Source organism: Pseudomonas sp. BF-R-24 (assembly GCF_019947335.1).
In the GTDB taxonomy this organism is placed as follows: Bacteria; Pseudomonadota; Gammaproteobacteria; order Pseudomonadales; family Pseudomonadaceae; genus Aquipseudomonas; species Aquipseudomonas jessenii.
Window position 1 is genome coordinate 1 of sequence record NZ_JAGYGG010000039.1, and the last position, 19,498, is coordinate 19,498.

Annotated in this window: 18 protein-coding genes; 3 read left to right on the top strand and 15 right to left on the bottom strand. The window is 62.4% G+C overall.

What is annotated here, in order from left to right:
- Window positions 1–122 precede the first annotated feature (122 nt).
- The 15 genes from paaZ to paaF form a co-directional block, all read right to left on the bottom strand.
- Complete coding sequence (paaZ, locus tag KGA98_RS23590; protein ID WP_057713974.1) at window positions 123–2,192, bottom strand: phenylacetic acid degradation bifunctional protein PaaZ; 2,070 nt, start codon at window positions 2,190–2,192, stop codon at window positions 123–125.
- Between the two features lie 57 nt (window positions 2,193–2,249).
- On the bottom strand, window positions 2,250–3,503 hold the full coding sequence (locus KGA98_RS23595; RefSeq protein WP_223504079.1) for an OprD family porin: 1,254 nt from the start codon (window positions 3,501–3,503) through the stop codon (window positions 2,250–2,252).
- Window positions 3,504–3,537: 34 nt separating this feature from the next.
- Window positions 3,538–5,184, bottom strand: a complete 1,647-nt coding sequence (locus KGA98_RS23600; protein ID WP_223504081.1) for a cation acetate symporter — start codon at window positions 5,182–5,184, stop codon at window positions 3,538–3,540.
- The gene (locus KGA98_RS23605) at window positions 5,181–5,489 is read right to left on the bottom strand and encodes a DUF485 domain-containing protein (RefSeq protein ID WP_150814175.1); all 309 of its coding nucleotides are present in this window, start codon (window positions 5,487–5,489) and stop codon (window positions 5,181–5,183) included. Before KGA98_RS23605 ends, KGA98_RS23600 begins: the two co-directional genes overlap by 4 nt.
- 182 nt (window positions 5,490–5,671) lie before the next feature.
- Window positions 5,672–6,748: a 1,2-phenylacetyl-CoA epoxidase subunit PaaE gene (gene paaE, locus KGA98_RS23610; RefSeq protein ID WP_090456854.1), complete on the bottom strand. Its 1,077-nt coding sequence runs from the start codon at window positions 6,746–6,748 to the stop codon at window positions 5,672–5,674.
- A 34-nt stretch (window positions 6,749–6,782) separates the two neighbouring features.
- Window positions 6,783–7,316 carry a 1,2-phenylacetyl-CoA epoxidase subunit PaaD gene (gene paaD, locus KGA98_RS23615; protein WP_223504083.1) on the bottom strand — a complete coding sequence of 178 codons (534 nt, stop codon included), beginning with the start codon at window positions 7,314–7,316 and terminating at the stop codon, window positions 6,783–6,785.
- Window positions 7,303–8,064 (bottom strand): 1,2-phenylacetyl-CoA epoxidase subunit PaaC, encoded by a 762-nt coding sequence (paaC, locus tag KGA98_RS23620; RefSeq protein ID WP_223504085.1) that lies wholly within the window; start codon window positions 8,062–8,064, stop codon window positions 7,303–7,305. The genes paaD and paaC overlap by 14 nt, the downstream gene beginning before the upstream one ends.
- A gap of 8 nt (window positions 8,065–8,072) precedes the next feature.
- Window positions 8,073–8,354, bottom strand: a complete 282-nt coding sequence (paaB, locus tag KGA98_RS23625; RefSeq protein ID WP_007943393.1) for a 1,2-phenylacetyl-CoA epoxidase subunit PaaB — start codon at window positions 8,352–8,354, stop codon at window positions 8,073–8,075.
- 139 nt (window positions 8,355–8,493) lie between these two features.
- The gene (gene paaA / locus KGA98_RS23630) at window positions 8,494–9,483 is read right to left on the bottom strand and encodes a 1,2-phenylacetyl-CoA epoxidase subunit PaaA (RefSeq protein ID WP_057713980.1); all 990 of its coding nucleotides are present in this window, start codon (window positions 9,481–9,483) and stop codon (window positions 8,494–8,496) included.
- Window positions 9,484–10,240: 757 nt separating this feature from the next.
- The gene (paaK, locus tag KGA98_RS23635) at window positions 10,241–11,566 is read right to left on the bottom strand and encodes a phenylacetate--CoA ligase PaaK (protein ID WP_223504087.1); all 1,326 of its coding nucleotides are present in this window, start codon (window positions 11,564–11,566) and stop codon (window positions 10,241–10,243) included.
- Window positions 11,567–11,665: 99 nt separating this feature from the next.
- Window positions 11,666–12,877 carry a 3-oxoadipyl-CoA thiolase gene (gene pcaF, locus KGA98_RS23640; RefSeq protein WP_223504089.1) on the bottom strand — a complete coding sequence of 404 codons (1,212 nt, stop codon included), beginning with the start codon at window positions 12,875–12,877 and terminating at the stop codon, window positions 11,666–11,668.
- Window positions 12,870–13,319: a hydroxyphenylacetyl-CoA thioesterase PaaI gene (paaI, locus tag KGA98_RS23645; protein WP_223504091.1), complete on the bottom strand. Its 450-nt coding sequence runs from the start codon at window positions 13,317–13,319 to the stop codon at window positions 12,870–12,872. The genes pcaF and paaI overlap by 8 nt, the downstream gene beginning before the upstream one ends.
- Window positions 13,312–14,829 (bottom strand): 3-hydroxyacyl-CoA dehydrogenase PaaH, encoded by a 1,518-nt coding sequence (paaH, locus tag KGA98_RS23650; RefSeq protein ID WP_223504093.1) that lies wholly within the window; start codon window positions 14,827–14,829, stop codon window positions 13,312–13,314. The genes paaI and paaH overlap by 8 nt, the downstream gene beginning before the upstream one ends.
- 3 nt (window positions 14,830–14,832) lie before the next feature.
- Window positions 14,833–15,624, bottom strand: coding sequence for a 2-(1,2-epoxy-1,2-dihydrophenyl)acetyl-CoA isomerase PaaG (paaG, locus tag KGA98_RS23655; RefSeq protein WP_223504095.1), 792 nt, complete (start codon window positions 15,622–15,624; stop codon window positions 14,833–14,835).
- Window positions 15,625–15,666: 42 nt separating this feature from the next.
- The gene (paaF, locus tag KGA98_RS23660; protein WP_223504097.1) at window positions 15,667–16,440 is read right to left on the bottom strand and encodes a 2,3-dehydroadipyl-CoA hydratase PaaF; all 774 of its coding nucleotides are present in this window, start codon (window positions 16,438–16,440) and stop codon (window positions 15,667–15,669) included.
- 348 nt (window positions 16,441–16,788) lie between these two features.
- On the opposite strand from paaF, the gene paaY reads away from it, so the two are divergent.
- The 3 genes from paaY (at window position 16,789) to feaR (ending at window position 19,489) form a co-directional block, all read left to right on the top strand.
- Complete coding sequence (gene paaY, locus KGA98_RS23665) at window positions 16,789–17,385, top strand: phenylacetic acid degradation protein PaaY (RefSeq protein WP_223504099.1); 597 nt, start codon at window positions 16,789–16,791, stop codon at window positions 17,383–17,385.
- A gap of 164 nt (window positions 17,386–17,549) precedes the next feature.
- Complete coding sequence (gene paaX, locus KGA98_RS23675; RefSeq protein ID WP_008003007.1) at window positions 17,550–18,473, top strand: phenylacetic acid degradation operon negative regulatory protein PaaX; 924 nt, start codon at window positions 17,550–17,552, stop codon at window positions 18,471–18,473.
- Between the two features lie 101 nt (window positions 18,474–18,574).
- Window positions 18,575–19,489 carry a transcriptional regulator FeaR gene (gene feaR, locus KGA98_RS23680; RefSeq protein WP_223504101.1) on the top strand — a complete coding sequence of 305 codons (915 nt, stop codon included), beginning with the start codon at window positions 18,575–18,577 and terminating at the stop codon, window positions 19,487–19,489.
- The last annotated feature ends 9 nt before the right edge of the window (window positions 19,490–19,498 follow it).

The window sequence follows — 19,498 nt, forward strand, 5'->3', positions numbered from 1 at the left end:
GCTCGCGAAAGCGGTGTGTCAGTCGACATCATTATTGACTGACACACCGCTTTCGCGAGCAAGCCCGCTCCCACAGTAGATTGAGGTTGACCACGAGATTAGTGGTCAACCAGGAATCCAGATCAGTCTTCGCGTTTGACCACCAGGGTCAGAATGTCATAACTGGCCACCAGCTCACCCAACTGGTTGGTCACTTCCACATCCCACGCCACCACCCCTTGCGGGATGCCCTGCGGGCTCTTCTTGCCCTGGTCGATCTTGCGTTTGCAGGTCAGGCGCGCCTGGATGGTGTCGCCGATGCCCACCGGGTTGATGAAGCGCAAGGTGTCCAGGCCATAGTTGGCCAGTACCGGCCCCGGAGCGGGGGAAACAAACAGCCCGGCCGCCGCTGAAAGCACGAAGTAACCGTGGGCGATGCGCTTGCCGAACTGCGATTCCTTGGCCGCGATCTCGTCGAAGTGCATGTAGAAGTGGTCGCCCGACAGGCAGCCGAAGTTCACCAGATCTGCTTCGGTGACGGTGCGGCGGTGGGTCAGCAGCGACTCGCCGATCTGCAGGTCCTGGAAATGGCGACGGAACGGATGCACGTCGGTTTCGATGACCTTGGCCCCGCGCACGTACTCGCCGGTGACCGCCGCCAGCATGGTCGGCGAACCTTGTACCGCCGCGCGTTGCAGGTAGTGTTTCACCGCGCGCAGGCCGCCGAGTTCTTCGCCGCCACCGGCACGCCCCGGGCCGCCGTGCTTGAGTTGTGGCAGCGGCGAGCCGTGACCGGTGGATTCGCCGGCAGAGTGGCGATCCAGTACCAGCAAGCGGCCGTGCCAGGCAGCCGCGACCGGGATGGCCTTGGCGGCGATTTGCGGATCCTTGGTCACCAGGCTGGCCACCAGGCTGCCTTTGCCGCGCGCGGCCAGGGCCAATGCTTCGTCGAGATCGTCGTAGGCCATCAGGGTGCTGACCGGACCGAACGCTTCGATATCGTGGGCGCCGCCCTCGGCATGGGGGTCGCGGGCCTGCAACAGGGTCGGGGCGAAGAACGCGCCCTTGTCGACGTTTTCACCACGGGGTTCGAAACCGTCGCGGGCACCAAACAGCATATCGCTGCTCTGCAACAGGCTTTCCAGACGCTCAGCCACGTCTTTCTGCTGATCGTGAGACGCCAGTGCGCCCATGCGTACGCCTTCCACCGACGGGTCGCCGACCACCACTTTGGCCAGGCGATCACGCAGGCGCGTAGCCACGGCATCAATGTGCTTGGCCGGCACGATGGCGCGGCGGATGGCGGTGCATTTCTGCCCGGCCTTGGTGGTCATTTCCCGGGCGACTTCCTTGATGAACAGCTCGAACTCTTCGTCATCCGGGGTTACGTCCGGGGCGAGGATCGCGCAGTTCAGGGAGTCGGCTTCGGCGTTGAACGGCACCGAATTGCGGATCAGGTTCGGGTTGACCCGCAGCTTGGCTGCGGTGTCGGCGGAACCGGTGAAGGTCACCACGTCCTGGCCTTGCAGGCGGTCGAGCAGGTCGCCGGTGCTGCCAATGATCAGTTGCAGGCTGCCCGCCGGCAGCAGGCCGGACTCGTCCATCAGGCGCACCACGGCTTCGGTCAGGTAGCTGGTGGCGCTGGCGGGTTTGACGATGCACGGCATGCCGGCGAGGAAGCTCGGGGCGAATTTTTCCAGCATGCCCCAGATCGGGAAGTTGAACGCGTTGATGTGCACCGCCAGACCGCCACGGGGCACCAGAATGTGCGTACCGGCGAAGGTGCCCATTTTGCTCAGCTGCATGGCCGGGCCTTCGTGGACGATGTTGCCCGACGGCAGCTCGCGGGAGCCGAGGCTGGCGTAGGTGAACAGCGTGCTGTTGCCGCCTTCGATGTCGATCCAGCTGTCGGCGCGGGTCGCGCCGCTGTGGTGGGAAATCGCGTAGAGCTGTTCCTTGCGCTCGCTCAGGTACAGGGCCAGGGCCTTGAGACGCTGGGCGCGCTGCTGGAAGTCCAGCGCCATCAAGCCGCTGATGCCCTGGCGACGGCCGTGCTCGATGGCTTCGGCGAAGTCCGGACGCTCTTCGTGGGTGCGGGCGATTTCATGGCCGTCGATGGCGCTGCGCAGGACCTGCGCGCCGTGTTGGCCGATCCAGCGACCGGCGATGAAGCTTTGCAGGGTGGGGGCATGCAGTGCAGGTGAAGAGGACATCACGATTGCTCCTGGTTATGAAGGGTTGTGGCGCGGTGGCGGCCGCGCCTTTCGGAATTACCAAAGCGCCAGGGTGTAACCGACGATCAGCCGGTTCTCATCGAGGGCGGTAGTCAAGCCATTGCCGGAACGGAAAGTCACGTTGCGCCAGCGCAGGCTGACGTTCTTGAACACACCGCTCTGGACGACGTAGCTGATATCGGTGTCGCGCTCCCATTCGCGACCGTTGTCGACGGTGCCTGCCTTGACGTGGCGACCGTCGGTGTAGCGGGTCATGAAGGTCAGGCCGGGAATGCCTTGGGCCGCGAAGTCATAGTCGTAACGCAGTTGCCAGGAGTCCTCGTCGGCGCGGGTGAAGGTGTTGAACGTCACCAGGTTGACCACGTACGGATCGCCGCCGTTGAGGAACGGAAAGGCGCTGTCGCCGGACAATTGCTGGTAGGCGGCACTGACCTTGTGGGCACCGTGGGACACCGTGAACATGCCGTTGAAGTTGCGGTTGTCGATGCGCCCGGCCCGCTCGGCGCCGTCACCGCGGCTGTCGAAATAACGCAGGTCGCTGCGCAGGTTGAAGCCGTTGCCCAACGGTTGCGTATGCACCAGCCCGGCGAATTGCTGGCGATAGATCTGTTCCAGCTTGCCGTAGTAGTAGCTCACATTCAGTTGCGGGCTGAACGCGTAGGTGCCGCCGCCGAAGTCGAAGTGATCGCTGGTGGCGGCGCCGAAGCCGATGTCATCGTTGCTGGAGGAGTCCCGCAGGTTGGCCTTGGTCAGGCGTCCGGCATTCACCGTCAGGCCGTCGATTTCCTGGCTGGTCAGCAAGCCACCTTCAAATGTCGAACCCAGCAGGCGTGTGTCGTTGTAGGTGACCACTGGCAACAAGGGTTGCAGGGTGCCGAGCTTCAACACGCTTTTGGATACTTTCAATTTGCCGGTCAGGCCCAGTTCGCTGTACTCGTCGTCGGGCTCATGGCTCTGCGGGCCAAACGGCAGCAGCCCGGTGCCACGGCGGTCGGGACTGGAGTCGAGCTTGATCCCCAGCTCCCCCAGCGCGTCGAGACCGAAACCGAAGGTGCCGTCGGTGAATCCGGACTCGATGCGCGCAGTGAATCCCTGGGCCCATTCTTCGGCTTTGGATTGCGGCGCGTTGTCCTGACGGAAATCGCGATTGATGTAGTGGTTGCGCATATCAATGCGGGCCTTGCTGTCGCCGATGAAGTCGGCCATGGCGCTGGGGGCGATCATGGGCAGACTCAATGCGGCGGCCAGCGAAAACAGTGATTCACAAGACGTGGTACGTGCGGGTTTCATTATTTTTATTCCCTGCCAACTGATCGGTCGTCGTTTAGTGTTTGCTGGCGCCAGTGGCACCGATGCCGGTCATCGAGCGGATGAACTGCGCCAGATAACGGCCACGCTCAAGGGCTGCCCGGGGCGAGGTATCGGTGACGGAAAACAGCCATGCACTAAAGAACGCCAGGCTCATGGAAAACAGCGCCGGGTTGGAGTACGGGAACAGCGCCTTGTCGTGATGCATCACGTTGACCCACACCGCCGGGCTCAGCACCAGCAGGACAATCGCCGAGACCAGTCCGGACAGACTGCCGAGGACTGCGCCGCGGGTGGTCAGGCCTTTCCAGTACATCGAAAGGAACAGCACCGGGAAATTCACCGATGCGGCGATGGCCAGCACCAGACCGGAGAGGAAGGCAATGTTCTGCGACTCGAACAGCAGGCCGAGGACGATCGCCAGCACACCGATGCACAGGGTGGCGATTCGCGACACGCGCATTTCCTGTTGCTCGCTGGCCTGGCCTTTGCGCATCACGCAGGCATACAGGTCATGGGACACTGCCGAGGCGCCGGACAGCGCCAGCCCGGCAACCACCGCCAGGATGGTGGCGAAGGCGACCGCCGAGATGAAGCCGAGGAACAGGTTGCCGCCTACCGCGTGGGCCAGGTGCACCGCGACCATGTTGCCGCCGCCGATGATCGCGCCGCTGGCGTCACGGAACGCCGGATCGGTGCCGACCATGACGATGGCGCCGAAGCCGACGATGATCAGCAGCAAGTAGAAGTAGCCGATGAAACCGGTGGCGTAGAACACGCTTTTACGCGCTTCCTTGGCATCGCTGACGGTGAAGAAACGCATCAGGATGTGCGGCAGGCCGGCGGTGCCGAACATCATGCCCAGCCCCAGGGAAATCGCATCGATCGGGTTGGACAGCAAGCCGCCGGGGGCCATGATCGCGTTGCCCTTGGCGTGCACGGCGGTGGCACCGGCAAACATCGCCTCAGTGCTGAAGCCGAAGTGCTTGAGCACCATGAACGCCATGAAGCTGGTGCCGAACAGCAGCATCACCGCCTTGATGATCTGCACCCAGGTGGTGGCGAGCATGCCGCCGAAGGTCACGTAGAACACCATCAACACGCCGACCAGCATCACTGCATAGAGGTAGTCGATGCCGAACAACAGTTCGATCAGCTTGCCGGCGCCGACCATCTGCGCCACCAGGTACATCAGGGCCACGGTCAGGGTGCCAAAGGCCGAGGTCAGGCGCACCGGGGTTTGTTCCAGGCGATAGGACACCACGTCGGCAAAGGTGTATTTGCCCAGGTTGCGCAGGCGCTCGGCAATCAGGAACAGGATGATCGGCCAGCCGGCCAGCACGCCCAGGGCGTAGAGCAAACCGTCGTAGCCATTGAGGAACATCATCGCGGAGATGCCGAGGAACGAGGCTGCCGAGATCATGTCGCCGGCAATCGCCAGACCGTTCTGGAAACCGGTCATGCCGCCGCCAGCGGTGTAAAAATCGCTGGTGGAGCGGGTACGCAGTGCCGCCCAGCGTGTCACGCCAAGGGTGAACAACACGAACACCAGGAACATGCCGATGGCGTTCCAATTCAATGGGCGGGCCACGCCGTCGGCGGCCATCGCAACATCAGTGACAGCCGCCAGCGGCAGCAGGAACAGTGCAAGAAGGCGGTTCATCGGGCGCACTCCTGCTTGAGTTTTTCATTCAGCGGATCGATCACGTTGTTGGCGCGATAGACATAGAAACCGGTCAGCGCAAAGGCCAGGCCGACGATGACGACACCCACCAGCATGCCCACGGTGGTCACGCCGCCGCTCAGGGATTGGCCGAGGGTAGAAGGGGAGAAAGCCACCAGCAGCACGAAGCCGTAATAGATCACCAGCATGGCCAGGCTCAGTGACCAGTACAGCTTCTGTTTGCGACGAACCAGCTGGATGAAATCCGGGTGCTGGCCGATGAGTTCTATTTCCTGGGGTGTCATGACGCGCGCTCCTTTGTTTTTTTTGTTGTGAGTGAAACAGTTTCGGGTTGGAACCGGATCAATGTGGGAGCGGGCTTGCTCGCGAAGGGGTCATCACATTCAACATGGATGGCGCCTGATACTCCGTCTTCGCGAGCAAGCCCGCTCCCACAGGTTTTGTGGTTGTTCCTGTAAACGGGGTTTCAGAGCTGATCGAAATCCAGCACCACCTTGTCGCTGATAGGGAAGGCCTGGCACGACAGCACGTAGCCGGCGGCCACTTCGTAGTCTTCCAGGGCGTGGTTGCTGTCCATTTCCACTTCACCTTCGATGACCTTGCACTTGCAGGTCGAGCACACGCCGGCCTTGCACGAGTAGGGCAGTTCGGCCCCTTGGGCGTTGCCCGCATCGAGAATGCTCTGGCTGTTGCGCGGCAGGTCGAACGCCAGGGCGCGGCCATCGCTGATGACGGTGATCTGGCTGACCGCTGAATCCACTTGGTGCGCCGCTTCACGGGCTTCGCGTTTTTGCTGGCTGCCGGCGGCGGCGAACAGTTCGAAGTGAATGCGTTCGGGCGCCATGCCCTTGGCCTTGAGGCTGTCGCGCACGGTCTCGGTCATTTCCTGCGGGCCGCAGATGAAGGCGGCGTCGAGGGCCTTGACGTCGAGCCAGCGGCTGAACAGCTGCTCGCATTTCTCGGCGTTGATCCGGCCGTTGTACAGGTCGACATCCTGCTGCTCGCGGCTGAACACGAAGATCAGGTTCAGGCGTTGCAGGTAGCGGTTTTTCAGGTCTTCCAGCTGTTCGCGGAACAGCGCACCGGAGCTGGAGCGGTTGCCGTACAACAGGGTGACGCGGCTGTGGGGCTCGGTTTCCAGGGTGGTCTTGATGATCGACAGGATCGGCGTGATGCCGCTGCCTGCCGCCACGGCCAGGTAGTTGCCATGGCGCGCCGGGTCGAGTTCGACGCAGAAATGCCCGGCGGGCGGCATCACTTCCAGGGTGTGCCCGGCTTTCAGCTGTTCGTTGGCAAATGCCGAGAAGCGTCCGCCGGTAACACGCTTGACGGCGATGCGCAGCTCACCGTCGTTGACCCCGGTGCAGATCGAGTACGAGCGGCGTACTTCTTCGCCGTCCAGTTGGGTGCGCATCACCAGGTGCTGGCCCTGGGTGAAGTGGAAGCTGTCCTGCAAGTGCTGCGGAATCTCGAAGGCGATGGACACCGCGTCACGGGTCTCGGCGCGCACGTCCTTGATGGTCAGGCTGTGAAATTTGCTCATTGTTGTTCTCCAGCTGGGACGGCCGATTCGCCGCTCAGATGCACTTGAAATAGTCGAACGGTTCCCGGCAATCGACGCAGCGGTACAGGGCCTTGCAGGCGGTGGAGCCGAACTCGCTGAGCACCTCGGTGTGGGCGCTGCCGCATTGCGGGCATACAACCAGCGGGCTTTCACCGAGCAGGCTGCGCTTGCTGGTGCTGCCCTCGGGCGGCGCGATGCCGTAAGCGCGCAGGCGTTCGCGGCCGCTGTCGCTGATCCAGTCGGTGGTCCAGGCCGGGGTCAACTTGCGCTCCAATTGCGGCGCCTTGAATCCGGCGAGTTCCAGGGCTTCGCGGATGTCGCTTTCGATCACTTCGGTGGCCGGGCAACCGGAGTAGGTCGGCGTGACCACCACGTGAAGGTGACCGGCCTGCCAGTCCAGGTCGCGGACGATGCCCAGGTCAACCACGCTGACCACTGGCACTTCCGGGTCCATGACCTCGCACAGGATCGCCCACGCGGCAGCCAGGTCGGTCGGTTGAGCCGGCCGGGCGCCGAGGTCGCTGGCGATCAGCTCACCAGGTTGCATCGGGGTACGCTCGTGGCAGGCACTGCATTTCGGCCAGTAGAATCCCTAAGTGTTCGGTGTGCAGGCCCTTGCGTGCATTCAGGTAGAAATAGCTCGGCGCCGCGGGGACGGGCAGGGTGGCGCTGCTGAAGATCTGCTCGACCTTTGTCTGCCACTGGGTGGCGACGCTGGCGATGTCCGGGGTGATGCCGGCGGCGCACAGACGCTGTTCGCTGTCATCGGCGGCGATCAGTTCAACGGTGAAGCGCCAGACTTCGGGAATCGCTGCGAGCATGCGCCGATTGCTTTCCTCGGTGCCGTCACCCAGGCGTTCGATCCATTCGCCGGAGCGACGCAGGTGATAGGTCACTTCCTTCACGGCTTTGGCGGCAATCCCGGCAATGCGCTCGTCGCTGGACTGGCTCAGGCCCTGCAGCACCGGCAAATGCCAGGCGTCATAGAGGAACTGCTTGAGCATGGTCACCGCGAAGTCGCCATTGGGTTGTTCCACCAGCAGCAGGTTGCGATAGGCGCGCTCGTCACGACGAAACGCCAGGTGATCGGCATCGCGGCCGTCGTCCAGCAGTTCGGCGGCGTACTCCAGCCAGTTGCGCGCCTGGCCCACCAGGTCGAGGCCGACGTTCATCAGCGCCAGTTCTTCTTCCAGCGCCGGGGCCTTGCCGCACCATTGGCACAGGCGCTGGCCCTGGATCAGGGCGCTGTCGCCGAGGCGCAGCAGGTATTCGATCAGATCGGTCTTGTTATTCATGGTCGACCTCACATGTGCCCGACTTCGGCCGGCAGCTCGTAGAAGCTGGCGTGGCGGTAGACCTTGTCGTCCGACGGATCGAACAGCGGGTCTTTTTCATCCGGCGACGAGGCGGTGATCAACGCCGAAGGCACGACCCACAGGCTCACGCCTTCGCTGCGACGGGTGTAGAGCTCGCGCGCGTTTTCGATGGCCATGGTGGTGTCTGCGGCGTGCACGCTGCCGACATGCTTGTGGTTCAGACCGTGCTTGCTGCGCACGAAGACTTCGAAGAGGGTCCACTCGGACATTTCAGTTACTCCACATTGAGGCTCTGTAGGAGCGAGCTTGCTCGCGATGTACCCGCGAGCACCGCGGGGTGTCAGGCAACCAACGTTAACGTTGACGACCATCGCGAGCGAACTCGCTCCTACAGGGGGTACGGTTGTCTTAGGCGGCGTTCTTGTTTTGTTTTTTGCGGGCGTGGGCGACGGCGGCTTCACGAACCCAGGCGCCGTCTTCGATCGCCTTGCGGCGGGTGGCGACGCGTTCCTGGTTGCACGGGCCGTTGCCCTTGAGCACTTCGTAGAATTCGTTCCACTGGATTTCGCCGAAGTCGTAGTGGCCGCGCTCGGCGTTCCACTTCAGGTCCGGGTCGGGGCAGGTGCAGCCCAAAAGCTCCAGCTGCGGGATGGTCTGGTCGATGAAGCGCTGGCGCAGTTCATCGTTGCTCTGGCGCTTGATTTTCCAGGCCATGGACTGGGCGCTGTTCGGCGAATGTTCATCGCTTGGGCCAAACATCATCAGCGACGGCCACCACAGGCGGTTGATCGCGTCCTGGACCATGTCTTTTTGCGCCTGGTTACCGTGGCGCATCATGGTCAGGAGGATTTCGTAGCCCTGGCGCTGGTGGAAACTCTCTTCCTTGCAGATGCGGATCATCGCCCGGGAATACGGGCCGTAGGAGGTGCGCTGCAGCACCACCTGGTTGACGATCGCCGCGCCATCCACCAGCCAGCCCACCGCGCCCATGTCGGCCCAGTTCAGCGTCGGGTAATTGAAGATGCTCGAGTACTTGGCCTTGCCGCTGTGCAGCTTGGCGATTTCTTCATCGCGGTCGGCGCCCAGGGTTTCCATGGCGCTGTACAGGTATAGGCCGTGGCCGGCTTCGTCCTGGATCTTGGCCATCAGTTGCAGTTTGCGTTTGAGGCTTGGCGCGCGGGTGACCCAGTTGCCTTCGGGCAGCATGCCGACGATTTCGGAGTGGGCGTGCTGGGAAATCTGCCGGATCAGGGTCTGGCGGTAGGCATCTGGCATCCAGTTCTTGGCTTCGATCTTGATTTCTGAATCGATTTTTTCCTGGAAGGCGCGTTCCTGTTCGGACATTTCCGAGAGGTCCTTGATGCGCTTTACGCCGGTTTCTACGAGCTGTGCGTACATTTTTGAGTTCCCGCCTTGAATCTGTTCTGGGGCATGGAGAACTTTATAAGCGATACAGAATTTAATATCAAACAGAAAATGACGTGTCGTAATTGTTTTTTGTATCGCTTTGGGATGAATGGGGGGGGGCGGCGTACATATCCATTTCTTTGGTAACGGCCACTGGCGGTTTCGCCCTTACGGCGACTCACTTTTTTTTCAAACGCCAAAAAAAAGTAAGCAAAAAAAGGCTCGCCCCGAGCGTCCGGCCCCTCGCTAAGGCTCGGCGTTCCTTCGCTCCGGCATTCATCCGGGGGCATTGCCCTCCGGTTTGCTTCGCTGCACCTACATGCAATGTGTTCGACTGCGTCGAACGGCGCGGCGCGCCAATCCCCGGATGAATACCTCCACTCAGCCTCCCGAAGGGGCGGGTGGATCAAGATCAAGATCAAGAGCTGCAGGCGAGCTAACGCTCGGCCTTATGAGTGGTGAAGAGCGTTTGTGTACGCCGATCTGCCTTTGCTCTTCTGTGGGAGCGAGCCTGCTCGCGATGGCGGCCTGACAGCCGGCCATTTTCTTTCAGATGCCCGTAGTCCAGCTGTAGGAGCGAGCCTGCTCGCGAAGAACGTCCAGGCAACGTGGGCGTCCAGGCAGCACGCGTTATCGTTGACGTCCATCGCGAGCAAGCTCGCTCCTACAGGGTCGTTGCCGCAGCGATGGATATGAAAAAAACCAAAAAAAAGCCCCGCAAAAAGCGGGGCCATAAAGGGTGCAGCAGTCATGCTTTAGGACGTTTATCCACCACGTGGCAAGCCTTGCCCTCGGATCGCTTGATCGAATGGAACGGCTGCAAAACGATCCGCGAACTGATCCCGATATGCGTCTTGATGTGCTTGCTCAACTCCCCACAAACCGCCTTCTGCTGTTCATCGGTCAGGTGCTGGTGCTCAGCCTTGAGCTCGACATGCACATCAACGCTGTCCAGGTTTCCATTGCGATACAGATGAATCTCATAACACTCGGCAAGTTGTTTAACTTTTAAAACCTGCTCCTCGATCTGCGTCGGAAACACGTTAACGCCACGGATGATCAGCATGTCATCGCTGCGCCCGGTGATCTTGTCGATGCGCCGCATGGGACGCGCGGTGCCCGGCAGCAGGCGCGTCAGGTCGCGGGTGCGGTAGCGGATCATCGGCAGAGCTTCTTTGCTGAGCGAGGTGAACACCAGTTCGCCCATCTGCCCGTCCGGCAGTACTTCGCCCGTGACCGGGTCGATGATTTCCGGGTAGAAGTGGTCTTCCCAGATGGTCGGGCCGTCCTTGGTTTCGGCGCATTCCATGGCCACGCCCGGGCCCATGATTTCCGAGAGGCCGTAGATGTCCAGGGCGGTGATGCCCATGCGTGCCTCGATGGCGCTGCGCAGTTCGGCGGTCCACGGCTCGGCGCCGAAGATACCCAGGCGCAGGGCCAGTTTGTGCGGGTCGATGCCCTGGCGCTCGATTTCATCGGCGATGTTGAGCATGTAGGACGGCGTGACCATGATGATGTCCGGCTGGAAATCCTTGATCAGCTGCACCTGTTTTTCGGTCTGGCCGCCGGACATCGGGATCACCGTACAGCCCAGGCGCTCGGCGCCGTAGTGCGCGCCGAGGCCGCCGGTGAACAGGCCGTAGCCATAGGAAATGTGCACCTTGTCGCCACGATGGCCACCGGCGGCGCGGATCGAACGCGCAACCACGTTGGCCCAGGTGTCGATGTCATTCTGGGTGTAGCCGACCACGGTCGGTTTGCCGGTGGTGCCGCTGGATGCGTGCAGGCGCACGATGTCGTGCATCGGTACGGCAAACATGCCGTAGGGGTAGTTGTCCCGCAGGTCGGACTTGGTGGTGAAAGGGAATTTCGCCAGGTCGTCCAGGGACTTGATGTCGTCGGGGTGTACGCCCAGCGCATCGAAGCGCTGACGGTACAGCGGCACGTTGTTGTAGGCGTGGTTCAGGCTCCAGCGCAGGCGCTCCAGCTGATGCTGGCGCAGCTCGTCGATGCTGGCGGTTTCCAGCGGGTCCAGCACAGGGTTCAGCACGGCTTGGGCAATTGGCATGTTCATGTGTTCACTCGAATTGTTTTTGTGTTCCAGCCCTTTTGCACAAGGGCTTTGAGTGCATGCCCCAAGGATACCTCTCGGCTCCTTGGGAATCGCGATTCTTTAGTGGGATAGACGCTCGATGATCAGCGCGATCCCCTGGCCGACACCGATGCACATGGTGCACAGGGCGTAGCGGCCATTGCGTTCCTCAAGCTCATGCAGGGCGGTGGTGACCAGGCGTGCGCCGCTCATGCCCAGCGGGTGGCCCAGGGCGATGGCGCCGCCGTTGGGGTTGACCCGCGGATCGGTGTCGCTCAGGCCCAGTTCGCGCAGCACCGCCAGGCCCTGTGCGGCGAAGGCTTCGTTGAGCTCGATCACGTCCATGTCGGCCAGGCTCAGGTTGGCCACTTCCAGCACCTTGCGGGTGGCTGGCACCGGGCCGATGCCCATGATCCGTGGTTCAACGCCAGCCGTGGCCATGGCCACGACCCGGCCACGGGCGGTCAGGCCGTGGCGTTTGGCGATTTCCGGGCTGGCCAGCAACAGCGCGCAGGCCCCGTCGTTGACCCCGGAGGCGTTGCCGGCGGTGATGCTGCCGCCCTCGCGGAACGGCGTACCCAGTTTGCCGAGCTGCTCAAGGGTGGTGTCGCCGCGTGGGTGCTCGTCGTGCTCGACCAACTTGGCCGGGCCTTTGCGCTGGGGGATTTCCACCGCGACGATCTCTTTGGCCAGACGCCCGCTGGCCTGGGCAGCGGCAGCGCGTTGCTGGCTGCGCAGAGCGAAGGCGTCCTGGTCGGCCCGGGAGATGTTGAACTGTTCGGCGACGTTCTCTGCCGTTTCCGGCATGGAGTCGATGCCATAGGCCTTTTTCATCAGCGGATTGACGAAGCGCCAGCCGATGGTGGTGTCGAAGACCTCGGCTGCACGTGAAAACGCCTGCTCGGCCTTGCCCATCACCAGTGGCGCGCGGGACATGGATTCAACGCCACCGACCAGCATCAGCCCGGTTTCGCCACTGCGAATGGCGCGGGCGGCGGTGCCGATGGCATCGAGCCCGGAGCCGCACAGGCGATTGAGGGTGGTACCCGGCACGCTCACCGGCAACCCGGCCAGCAGTGCGGACATGCGCGCGACGTTGCGGTTGTCTTCGCCGGCCTGGTTGGCGCAGCCGTAGATCACGTCGTCAACCGTGTTCCAGTCCACTTGCGGGTGGCGGCGCAGCAGCTCGCGCAGCGGCACCGCGCCGAGGTCGTCGGCGCGCACGCTGCTCAGGACACCGGCGTAACGGCCAATCGGGGTCCGGACTGCGTCGATGATCAGGGCGTCATTCATTCGGGTTCTCCTGCGTCAGCACCGGGCCGCGCACTTTGTAGGATTTGCCATGGAACAGGGCGATCAATTGGCCCTGCTGGTTTTCGATGCGCACGTCGTAGTTGCCGGTGCGACCCGAACGGCTCTGCTCGATGCAGTCGGCGTTCAGCGTGTCACCCAGGCGCGCCGGGGCGATGTAGTCGATGCTGCAACCGATGGCCACGGTGGCTTCGTTGTAACTGTTGCAGGCAAAGGCGAATGCCGAATCGGCAAGGGCGAACAGGTAGCCGCCGTGGCAGGTGCCGTGACCCTGGATCATGTCGGCCCGCACCGCCATGCCCACTCGCGCGCAACCGGGGCCGGCCGAGAGCAGGCGCATGCCCATGGCCTGGCTGGCGGCGTCGCGCTGGAGCAGCGATTGCGCGCATTCACTGGCCAGGGTCATGGCTTCATGGTTAGTCATGGAATGTTCTCCCTTCGGTGGCGCGACGGCGCAGCAGCAGCGACGGCCGGTAGCGTTCTTCGCCATAACTGGCTTGCAGGTTTTCCAGCGTTTCAAGAATGTGCGAAAGGCCAATGGCATCGGCCCAGGCCAGCGGCCCCTGTGGATAATTGACCCCGGCGCGCATGGCCAGATCGATGTCGGCGGCCGAGGCCACGCCTTGCAGCAGGGCGTCGGCGGCTTCGTTGGCGAGCATGGCCACGGTGCGCAGGACGGCAAGGGCCGGGCTGTCGCTGAGCAGGCTGACCATGAGGCCGGCCCGCTGCAGCAGGGCAACGCCTTGTTCGAGGGCCAGCGGATCAATGCCTGCCGCATGGCTGATAGCGATGCGTTTGGCGTTGCCGTAATCGAACGCCAGATCCAGCAGGATCAGGTTGCGCAGGCCGTCTTCCCGGGCACGCTGGCAGGCCATGCGGCCATCGCTCAGGGCCAGCACGGCGTCACCCACTCGCAGCAATCCGCGGCCGTCGCGCCGGATGACTTCGACACCTTGCTCGCTCAAGCGCGCCAGCAAACCCTGGGCGATGCCAAGGTCACCTTCGGCGATACAAGTCTCGACGCTCGCGCTGCTGCTGATTTCAGCTGCTTGCGGACGTTCGGCGCCTTGGGCGTAGCTGTAGAAACCCTGTCCGCTTTTACGTCCCAGACGCCCGCCATCCACCAGTTCTTTCTGGATCAGCGACGGCAGGAAGCGTGTGTCCTGGTAATAAGCGTCGAACACCGAGCAGGTCACGGCGTAGTTGACGTCATGGCCGATCAAGTCGGTCAGTTCGAACGCGCCCATGGCAAAGCCGCCGGCCTCGCGCATCAACGCATCCAGGGTTGGGCAGTCGGCCGCGCCTTCCTGCAGCATCCGCAGGCTTTCGGCATAGAACGGCCGGGCCACGCGGTTGACGATGAAGCCCGGTGTGGAGCGGGTGTGCACCGGTTTTTTGCCCCAGGCCTTGGCCGTGTCGTACAGGCACTCGGCGAGTGCCGGATCACTGGCCAGGCCGCAGACGACTTCCACCAGCGCCATCACCGGTGCCGGGTTGAAAAAGTGCAGGCCGAGCAAGCGTTGTGGATGATCAAGCTGCGCGGCGATGCTGGTGATCGACAGCGACGAGGTGTTGCTGGCGAGGATGCAATGCTCGCCGCAGATGCCTTCGAGCTGGCGGAACAGCGCGCGCTTGACCTCAAGGTTCTCGACGATGGCTTCGATGATCAGATCGCAGTCGGCCAGGGTTTCGATGGCTTCTACCGCTTGCAGGCGTGCAATCGTCGCGCTGCGCGACTCGGCCGACAGCTTGCCGTTCTCGACTCGCTTGCCCAGTTGTCGGTCGATGCCTTCAATCGCTTGGGCGGCTGCGCCGGGACGATTGTCCAGCAGCAAGACCGGATGGCCGGCCTGGGCCGCCACCTGGGCGATACCGGCACCCATGGCCCCGGCGCCGATCACGGCGATGCGTGCAGATGTGTTCAATGCGGTCATGGCTCAGCGTCCCTTGAAACTTGGGGTGCGTTTTTCCATGAAGGCGCCGACGCCTTCGCGGTAGTCCTCGCTGCGCCCGGCCAGACGTTGCAGGTCTTTCTCCAGCTCGAGCTGTTCGTCAAAACTGTTGCTCATGCTGGCGTTCAGGCTGCGTTTGATCAGCGCCAGACCGTAGGTCGGTTGTGTGGCGAGGTGGCGGGCCAGCTTCAGGGCTTCATCGCGCAGTTCGGCGTCTTCCACGCACTGGTAAATCAAGCCCCATTGCTCGGCTTGTTCGGCGGTTAGACGGTTGCCCAGTAGTGCCAAAGCCTTGGCCCGGGCCATGCCCACAAGACGCGGCAGGGTCCAGGTGCCGCCTGAATCAGGGATCAGGCCAATCTTGCAGAACGCCTGGATGAAACTGGCCGAACGCGCCGCCAGCACCAGGTCGCAGGCCAGCGGAATGTTGGCGCCAGCGCCGGCGGCCACGCCGTTGACCGCGCAGATCACCGGCAGCGGCAGGTCGCGCAACTGGCGGATCAGCGGGTTGTAGAACTTCTCGATGGACTCGCCCAGATCCGGCACGGCGCTGCCTGGCGCGACATTGCGGTCGCTCAGGTCCTGCCCGGCGCAGAAGCCGCGACCTTCACCGGTCAGCAGCAATACGCGCACGTCAGGGTTCTGCCGCACTTGCTTGAGTGCTTCCTTCACTTCGCCATGCATCTGGGTGTTGAAGCTGTTGAGCTGGTCTGGCCGGTTGAGGCTGAGCAGGGCGACGCCGGCCTCGATGGAAAACAGGATGTGTTCGAAGTTCATGGTCTTGGCGCTCTCTCGGAGGTCATTCGAATTCGTTGCGGATTACTGGCCGGTGAAGGTCGGCGAGCGCTTTTCCTGGAAGGCCGCAATGCCCTCGTCGCGGTCGCGGGTGCCGGCCAGCACGGTGAAGGCGTGACGCTCGAAACGCAGGCCGCTGGCCAGGTCCGTGTCCATGGCCTTGAGCAGCGCTTCCTTGGCCAGGCGCACCGCCAGTGGCGCCTTGGCCGCAATGCTGTGAGCGATGTGCAGGGCGCGCTCGACGGTAAATTCCGGCTGGGTCACTTCGCTGACCAGACCGACGCGCTGGGCCTGACGGGCGTCGATCGACTCGCCCGTCAGCACCATTTGCATGGCCATGGATTTGCCGACGGCGCGCAGCAGACGTTGGGTACCACCGGCGCCGGGCATGATCCCGAGGTTGATTTCCGGCTGGCCGAAGCGGGCGTCTTCGCCGGCAATAATGATGTCGGCGTGCATCGCCAGTTCGCAGCCGCCGCCGAGGGCAAAGCCGTTGACCGCGGCGATCAGCGGTTTGCTGAAGCGGGTGATGGCTTGCCACGAGGCCTGGCGCGGGTCGTCGAGGATGCCGACCAGATTGCGCTCGGCCATTTCCTTGATGTCGGCACCGGCGGCGAAGGCTTTGCGGCTGCCGGTGAGCACCACGGCACGGGTGTCGGGGTCGGCTTGCGCGATGTTCAGTTCAGCGGCCAGTTCGCCCAGCAACTCGGTGGTCAGGGCGTTCAGGGCTTGCGGGCGCTGCAGGGTAATCAGGCGGACGCCAGGCTCGATCAATTCGACGGCAAGGGTCAGAGGCATGGCGGATGCTCTCACGGTGCACGCTCGGCGGGGTGCCGGCTCGTTATTGGATCGGCCGCAGGGGCCGGTTTTGCCCAAGTATAGCTATAACGTGATACGTAAATGCAATACGAAAATTGATTTAATGTGTCTTATTGGTGTGCATTTAGATTTTTCATCTTCCCGCTGAAGGGGTGCTGATAGCGGGTTATGCCTAGAAAACATTGGGTTTTATGGTGATTTTAGAGGCGTGCTGGCATTCGTCGGAAAGGTGTATTTCAAGTGATACGGTTTTTAGTCTTTGTGCTGTTAAAAGTGATGTGATACAAAATGAGTCATTATTTGCATCGCTTTGTGAAGGAAGCTTCCATGACCTGCTACAGCCTTGATGGCCTGACTCCGGTGGTTGATCCGAGCGCTTATGTGCATCCGTCCGCCGTATTGATCGGTGACGTGATCATCGGCCCCCATTGCTATGTCGGCCCGCTGGCCAGCCTGCGCGGGGATTTCGGGCGGATCGTGCTGGAGGAGGGCGCCAACCTGCAGGACACCTGCGTGATGCACGGTTTCCCCGACAGCGACACCGTGGTCGAGCGCAATGGCCACATCGGCCACGGTGCGGTGCTGCACGGTTGCCGGATTGGCGCCGATGCGCTGGTGGGCATGAATGCGGTGGTGATGGACAACGCCCGGATCGGTCCGCGTTCATTCGTTTCGGCGGCGGCATTCGTCAAGGCCGGCTTCGAATGCCCGGAGCAGTCGCTGGTCATGGGCGCACCGGCCAGCGTCAAGCGCAGCCTCAGCGATCAGGAAGTGGCGTGGAAGCAGGCGGGAACACGTGAGTATCAGGAATTGGCCAAGCGTTGCCTGGAACAGATGCAGGTCTGCGAGCCGCTGGCCGAGCCGGAAGCTGATCGCCCGCGCATCAGCGACAGGGGGTTGCGGCCCAAGGGCGCCAGCCTGTGAACACGGTCCATTGTGGGAGCGGGCTTGCTCGCGAAAGCGGTGTGTCATTTAGCATTGATGTCGACTGACACGCCGCCTTCGCGAGCAAGCCCGCTCCCACAAGGGATTGGGATTAACCCCACAGCTTTCGGTATATTCCTTTTCTTTTTTTACACGGAACGCCCATGTCGTCCCTGACTCCCTTGAACCATCTGATTACCCGCTTCCAGGAGCAGACGCCGATCCGCGCCAGTTCCTTGATCATCACGTTGTACGGGGATGCCATCGAACCCCATGGCGGCACCGTCTGGCTGGGCAGCCTGATTCAATTGCTCGAGCCCATCGGTATCAACGAGCGGCTGATTCGCACCTCGATTTTTCGCCTGACCAAAGAAGGCTGGCTGACCGCCGAGAAGGTCGGTCGCCGCAGTTACTACAGCCTGACCGGCACCGGTCGCCGGCGTTTCGACAAGGCCTTCAAGCGGGTCTACAGCACCACGATGCCGGCCTGGGATGGTTCCTGGTGCCTGGTGATGCTCTCGCAGCTGACCCAGGACAAACGCAAACAGGTGCGTGAAGAACTGGAGTGGCAGGGTTTCGGCGCGATTTCGCCGGTAGTGTTGGCCTGTCCGCGCAGCGACCGTTCCGACGTCAACGCGACCCTGCTCGACCTCGGCGTCCAGGAAGACACCATTGTCTTCGAAACCACCGCCCAGGACGTACTGGCCTCCAAGGCCCTGCGTCTGCAGGTGCGCGAGAGCTGGAACATCGAGGAGCTGGCCGCGCACTACAGCGAGTTCATCCAGCTGTTCCGGCCGCTGTGGCAAGCCCTGCGCGAGCAGGAAAACCTGCAACCGGCCGACTGCTTCCTGGCGCGGGTGCTGCTGATTCACGAGTACCGCAAGCTGCTGCTGCGCGACCCGCAACTGCCGGACGAGTTGCTGCCCGGCGATTGGGAAGGCCGCGCCGCCCGCCAGTTGTGCCGCAACATTTACCGTTTGATTTACGCCAAGGCCGAAGAATGGCTGAACGCCGCACTGGAAACGGCCGACGGCCCGTTGCCGGATGTGGGTGAAAGCTTCTATCGGCGTTTTGGCGGACTGAAATAGCACGTCATTGTTCAGGGAGTGGTGCGGTTCAGGAGACTCGAAGCATCCGATGTCGTGTGGATTGACGTAGACAATAAAAATAAGCCTGCGTGAGGCCTGACATGATTTCTACAACAGCACAGCGCCATGATGGGTTCGACCAGTGGATCCATCAGATCAACCAGATCTGTGGCGCCTTCAACGCACAACCCCTGGGCAACGAATTTGCCGGACGTATCCGCGAATACCAGAGCGATGCGCTCAAACTCAGTTTCGTCGACGTGTGCCAGGCGCGTTTGTACCGTACGCCCCAGGAAGTCGCGGCGGGCGAGGGCGGCAAGTATTTTGCGGTGTTCCAACTCGACGGCACGGCGGGCATGGCCCAAGGCGACGACAAGGTCTTGCTGTCCCCCGGCGACATCACGCTAATCGATGCTTCGCGGCCCAGCGACTTCACTTATGGCGAAAACTCTCGGCAGTTGTCGCTGATCCTGCCCTATCAACTGGTCGAGCAAACCCTGCGTTTCAATCAGGTCAAGTGCGGCCACCGGATTGCCGCAACCTCGCCCATCGCGATGCTCTCGCACCGGTTGATCCTCGATGCCACCCGCCAGCAGCACCTGACCCGACAGGAAAGCGAAGCGACCCTGGAGGCGATTGTCAGTCTGCTGCGCCCGGCGATCAGCCAGGCCGACGATTGCACCGATGCCCATGAGCGGATCTTTCGCAAGACGCTCACCTGCATCGACGAAAACATTCGCTCCGAAGACCTGTGCCCGGAATGGCTGGCGCGGGAAGTCGGCATATCGACCCGAGGCCTGTACCGGATGTTTGCCAAGAAAGGCCTGGTGGTCGCGCGCTACATCAAGAACCGCCGCCTGGACCTGTGCGCTGAATCCCTGCGCCAATCGGGCAAGGAGGAGAAGTTGTCGGTGCTGGGGTATTCGTGGGGGTTTTCCGATTCGAGTTACTTCTCGACAGCGTTCAAGTCGCGCTTCGGCATTGCGCCGGGGGAGTATCGCAAGCGGCATGCGTGAGATTTTGCC

Coding starts and splice junctions, on each gene's coding strand:
- feaR (WP_223504101.1), top strand. CDS start 18,575: ATGATTTCTACAACAGCACAGCGCCATGATGGGTTCGACCAGTGGATC.
- paaK (WP_223504087.1), bottom strand. CDS start 11,566: ATGAACATGCCAATTGCCCAAGCCGTGCTGAACCCTGTGCTGGACCCG.
- paaY (WP_223504099.1), top strand. CDS start 16,789: ATGACCTGCTACAGCCTTGATGGCCTGACTCCGGTGGTTGATCCGAGC.
- paaZ (WP_057713974.1), bottom strand. CDS start 2,192: ATGTCCTCTTCACCTGCACTGCATGCCCCCACCCTGCAAAGCTTCATC.
- paaF (WP_223504097.1), bottom strand. CDS start 16,440: ATGCCTCTGACCCTTGCCGTCGAATTGATCGAGCCTGGCGTCCGCCTG.
- KGA98_RS23605 (WP_150814175.1), bottom strand. CDS start 5,489: ATGACACCCCAGGAAATAGAACTCATCGGCCAGCACCCGGATTTCATC.
- KGA98_RS23595 (WP_223504079.1), bottom strand. CDS start 3,503: ATGAAACCCGCACGTACCACGTCTTGTGAATCACTGTTTTCGCTGGCC.
- paaX (WP_008003007.1), top strand. CDS start 17,550: ATGTCGTCCCTGACTCCCTTGAACCATCTGATTACCCGCTTCCAGGAG.
- paaA (WP_057713980.1), bottom strand. CDS start 9,483: ATGTACGCACAGCTCGTAGAAACCGGCGTAAAGCGCATCAAGGACCTC.
- paaC (WP_223504085.1), bottom strand. CDS start 8,064: ATGAATAACAAGACCGATCTGATCGAATACCTGCTGCGCCTCGGCGAC.
- paaD (WP_223504083.1), bottom strand. CDS start 7,316: ATGCAACCTGGTGAGCTGATCGCCAGCGACCTCGGCGCCCGGCCGGCT.
- paaG (WP_223504095.1), bottom strand. CDS start 15,624: ATGAACTTCGAACACATCCTGTTTTCCATCGAGGCCGGCGTCGCCCTG.
- paaH (WP_223504093.1), bottom strand. CDS start 14,829: ATGACCGCATTGAACACATCTGCACGCATCGCCGTGATCGGCGCCGGG.
- KGA98_RS23600 (WP_223504081.1), bottom strand. CDS start 5,184: ATGAACCGCCTTCTTGCACTGTTCCTGCTGCCGCTGGCGGCTGTCACT.
- paaI (WP_223504091.1), bottom strand. CDS start 13,319: ATGACTAACCATGAAGCCATGACCCTGGCCAGTGAATGCGCGCAATCG.
- paaB (WP_007943393.1), bottom strand. CDS start 8,354: ATGTCCGAGTGGACCCTCTTCGAAGTCTTCGTGCGCAGCAAGCACGGT.
- paaE (WP_090456854.1), bottom strand. CDS start 6,748: ATGAGCAAATTTCACAGCCTGACCATCAAGGACGTGCGCGCCGAGACC.
- pcaF (WP_223504089.1), bottom strand. CDS start 12,877: ATGAATGACGCCCTGATCATCGACGCAGTCCGGACCCCGATTGGCCGT.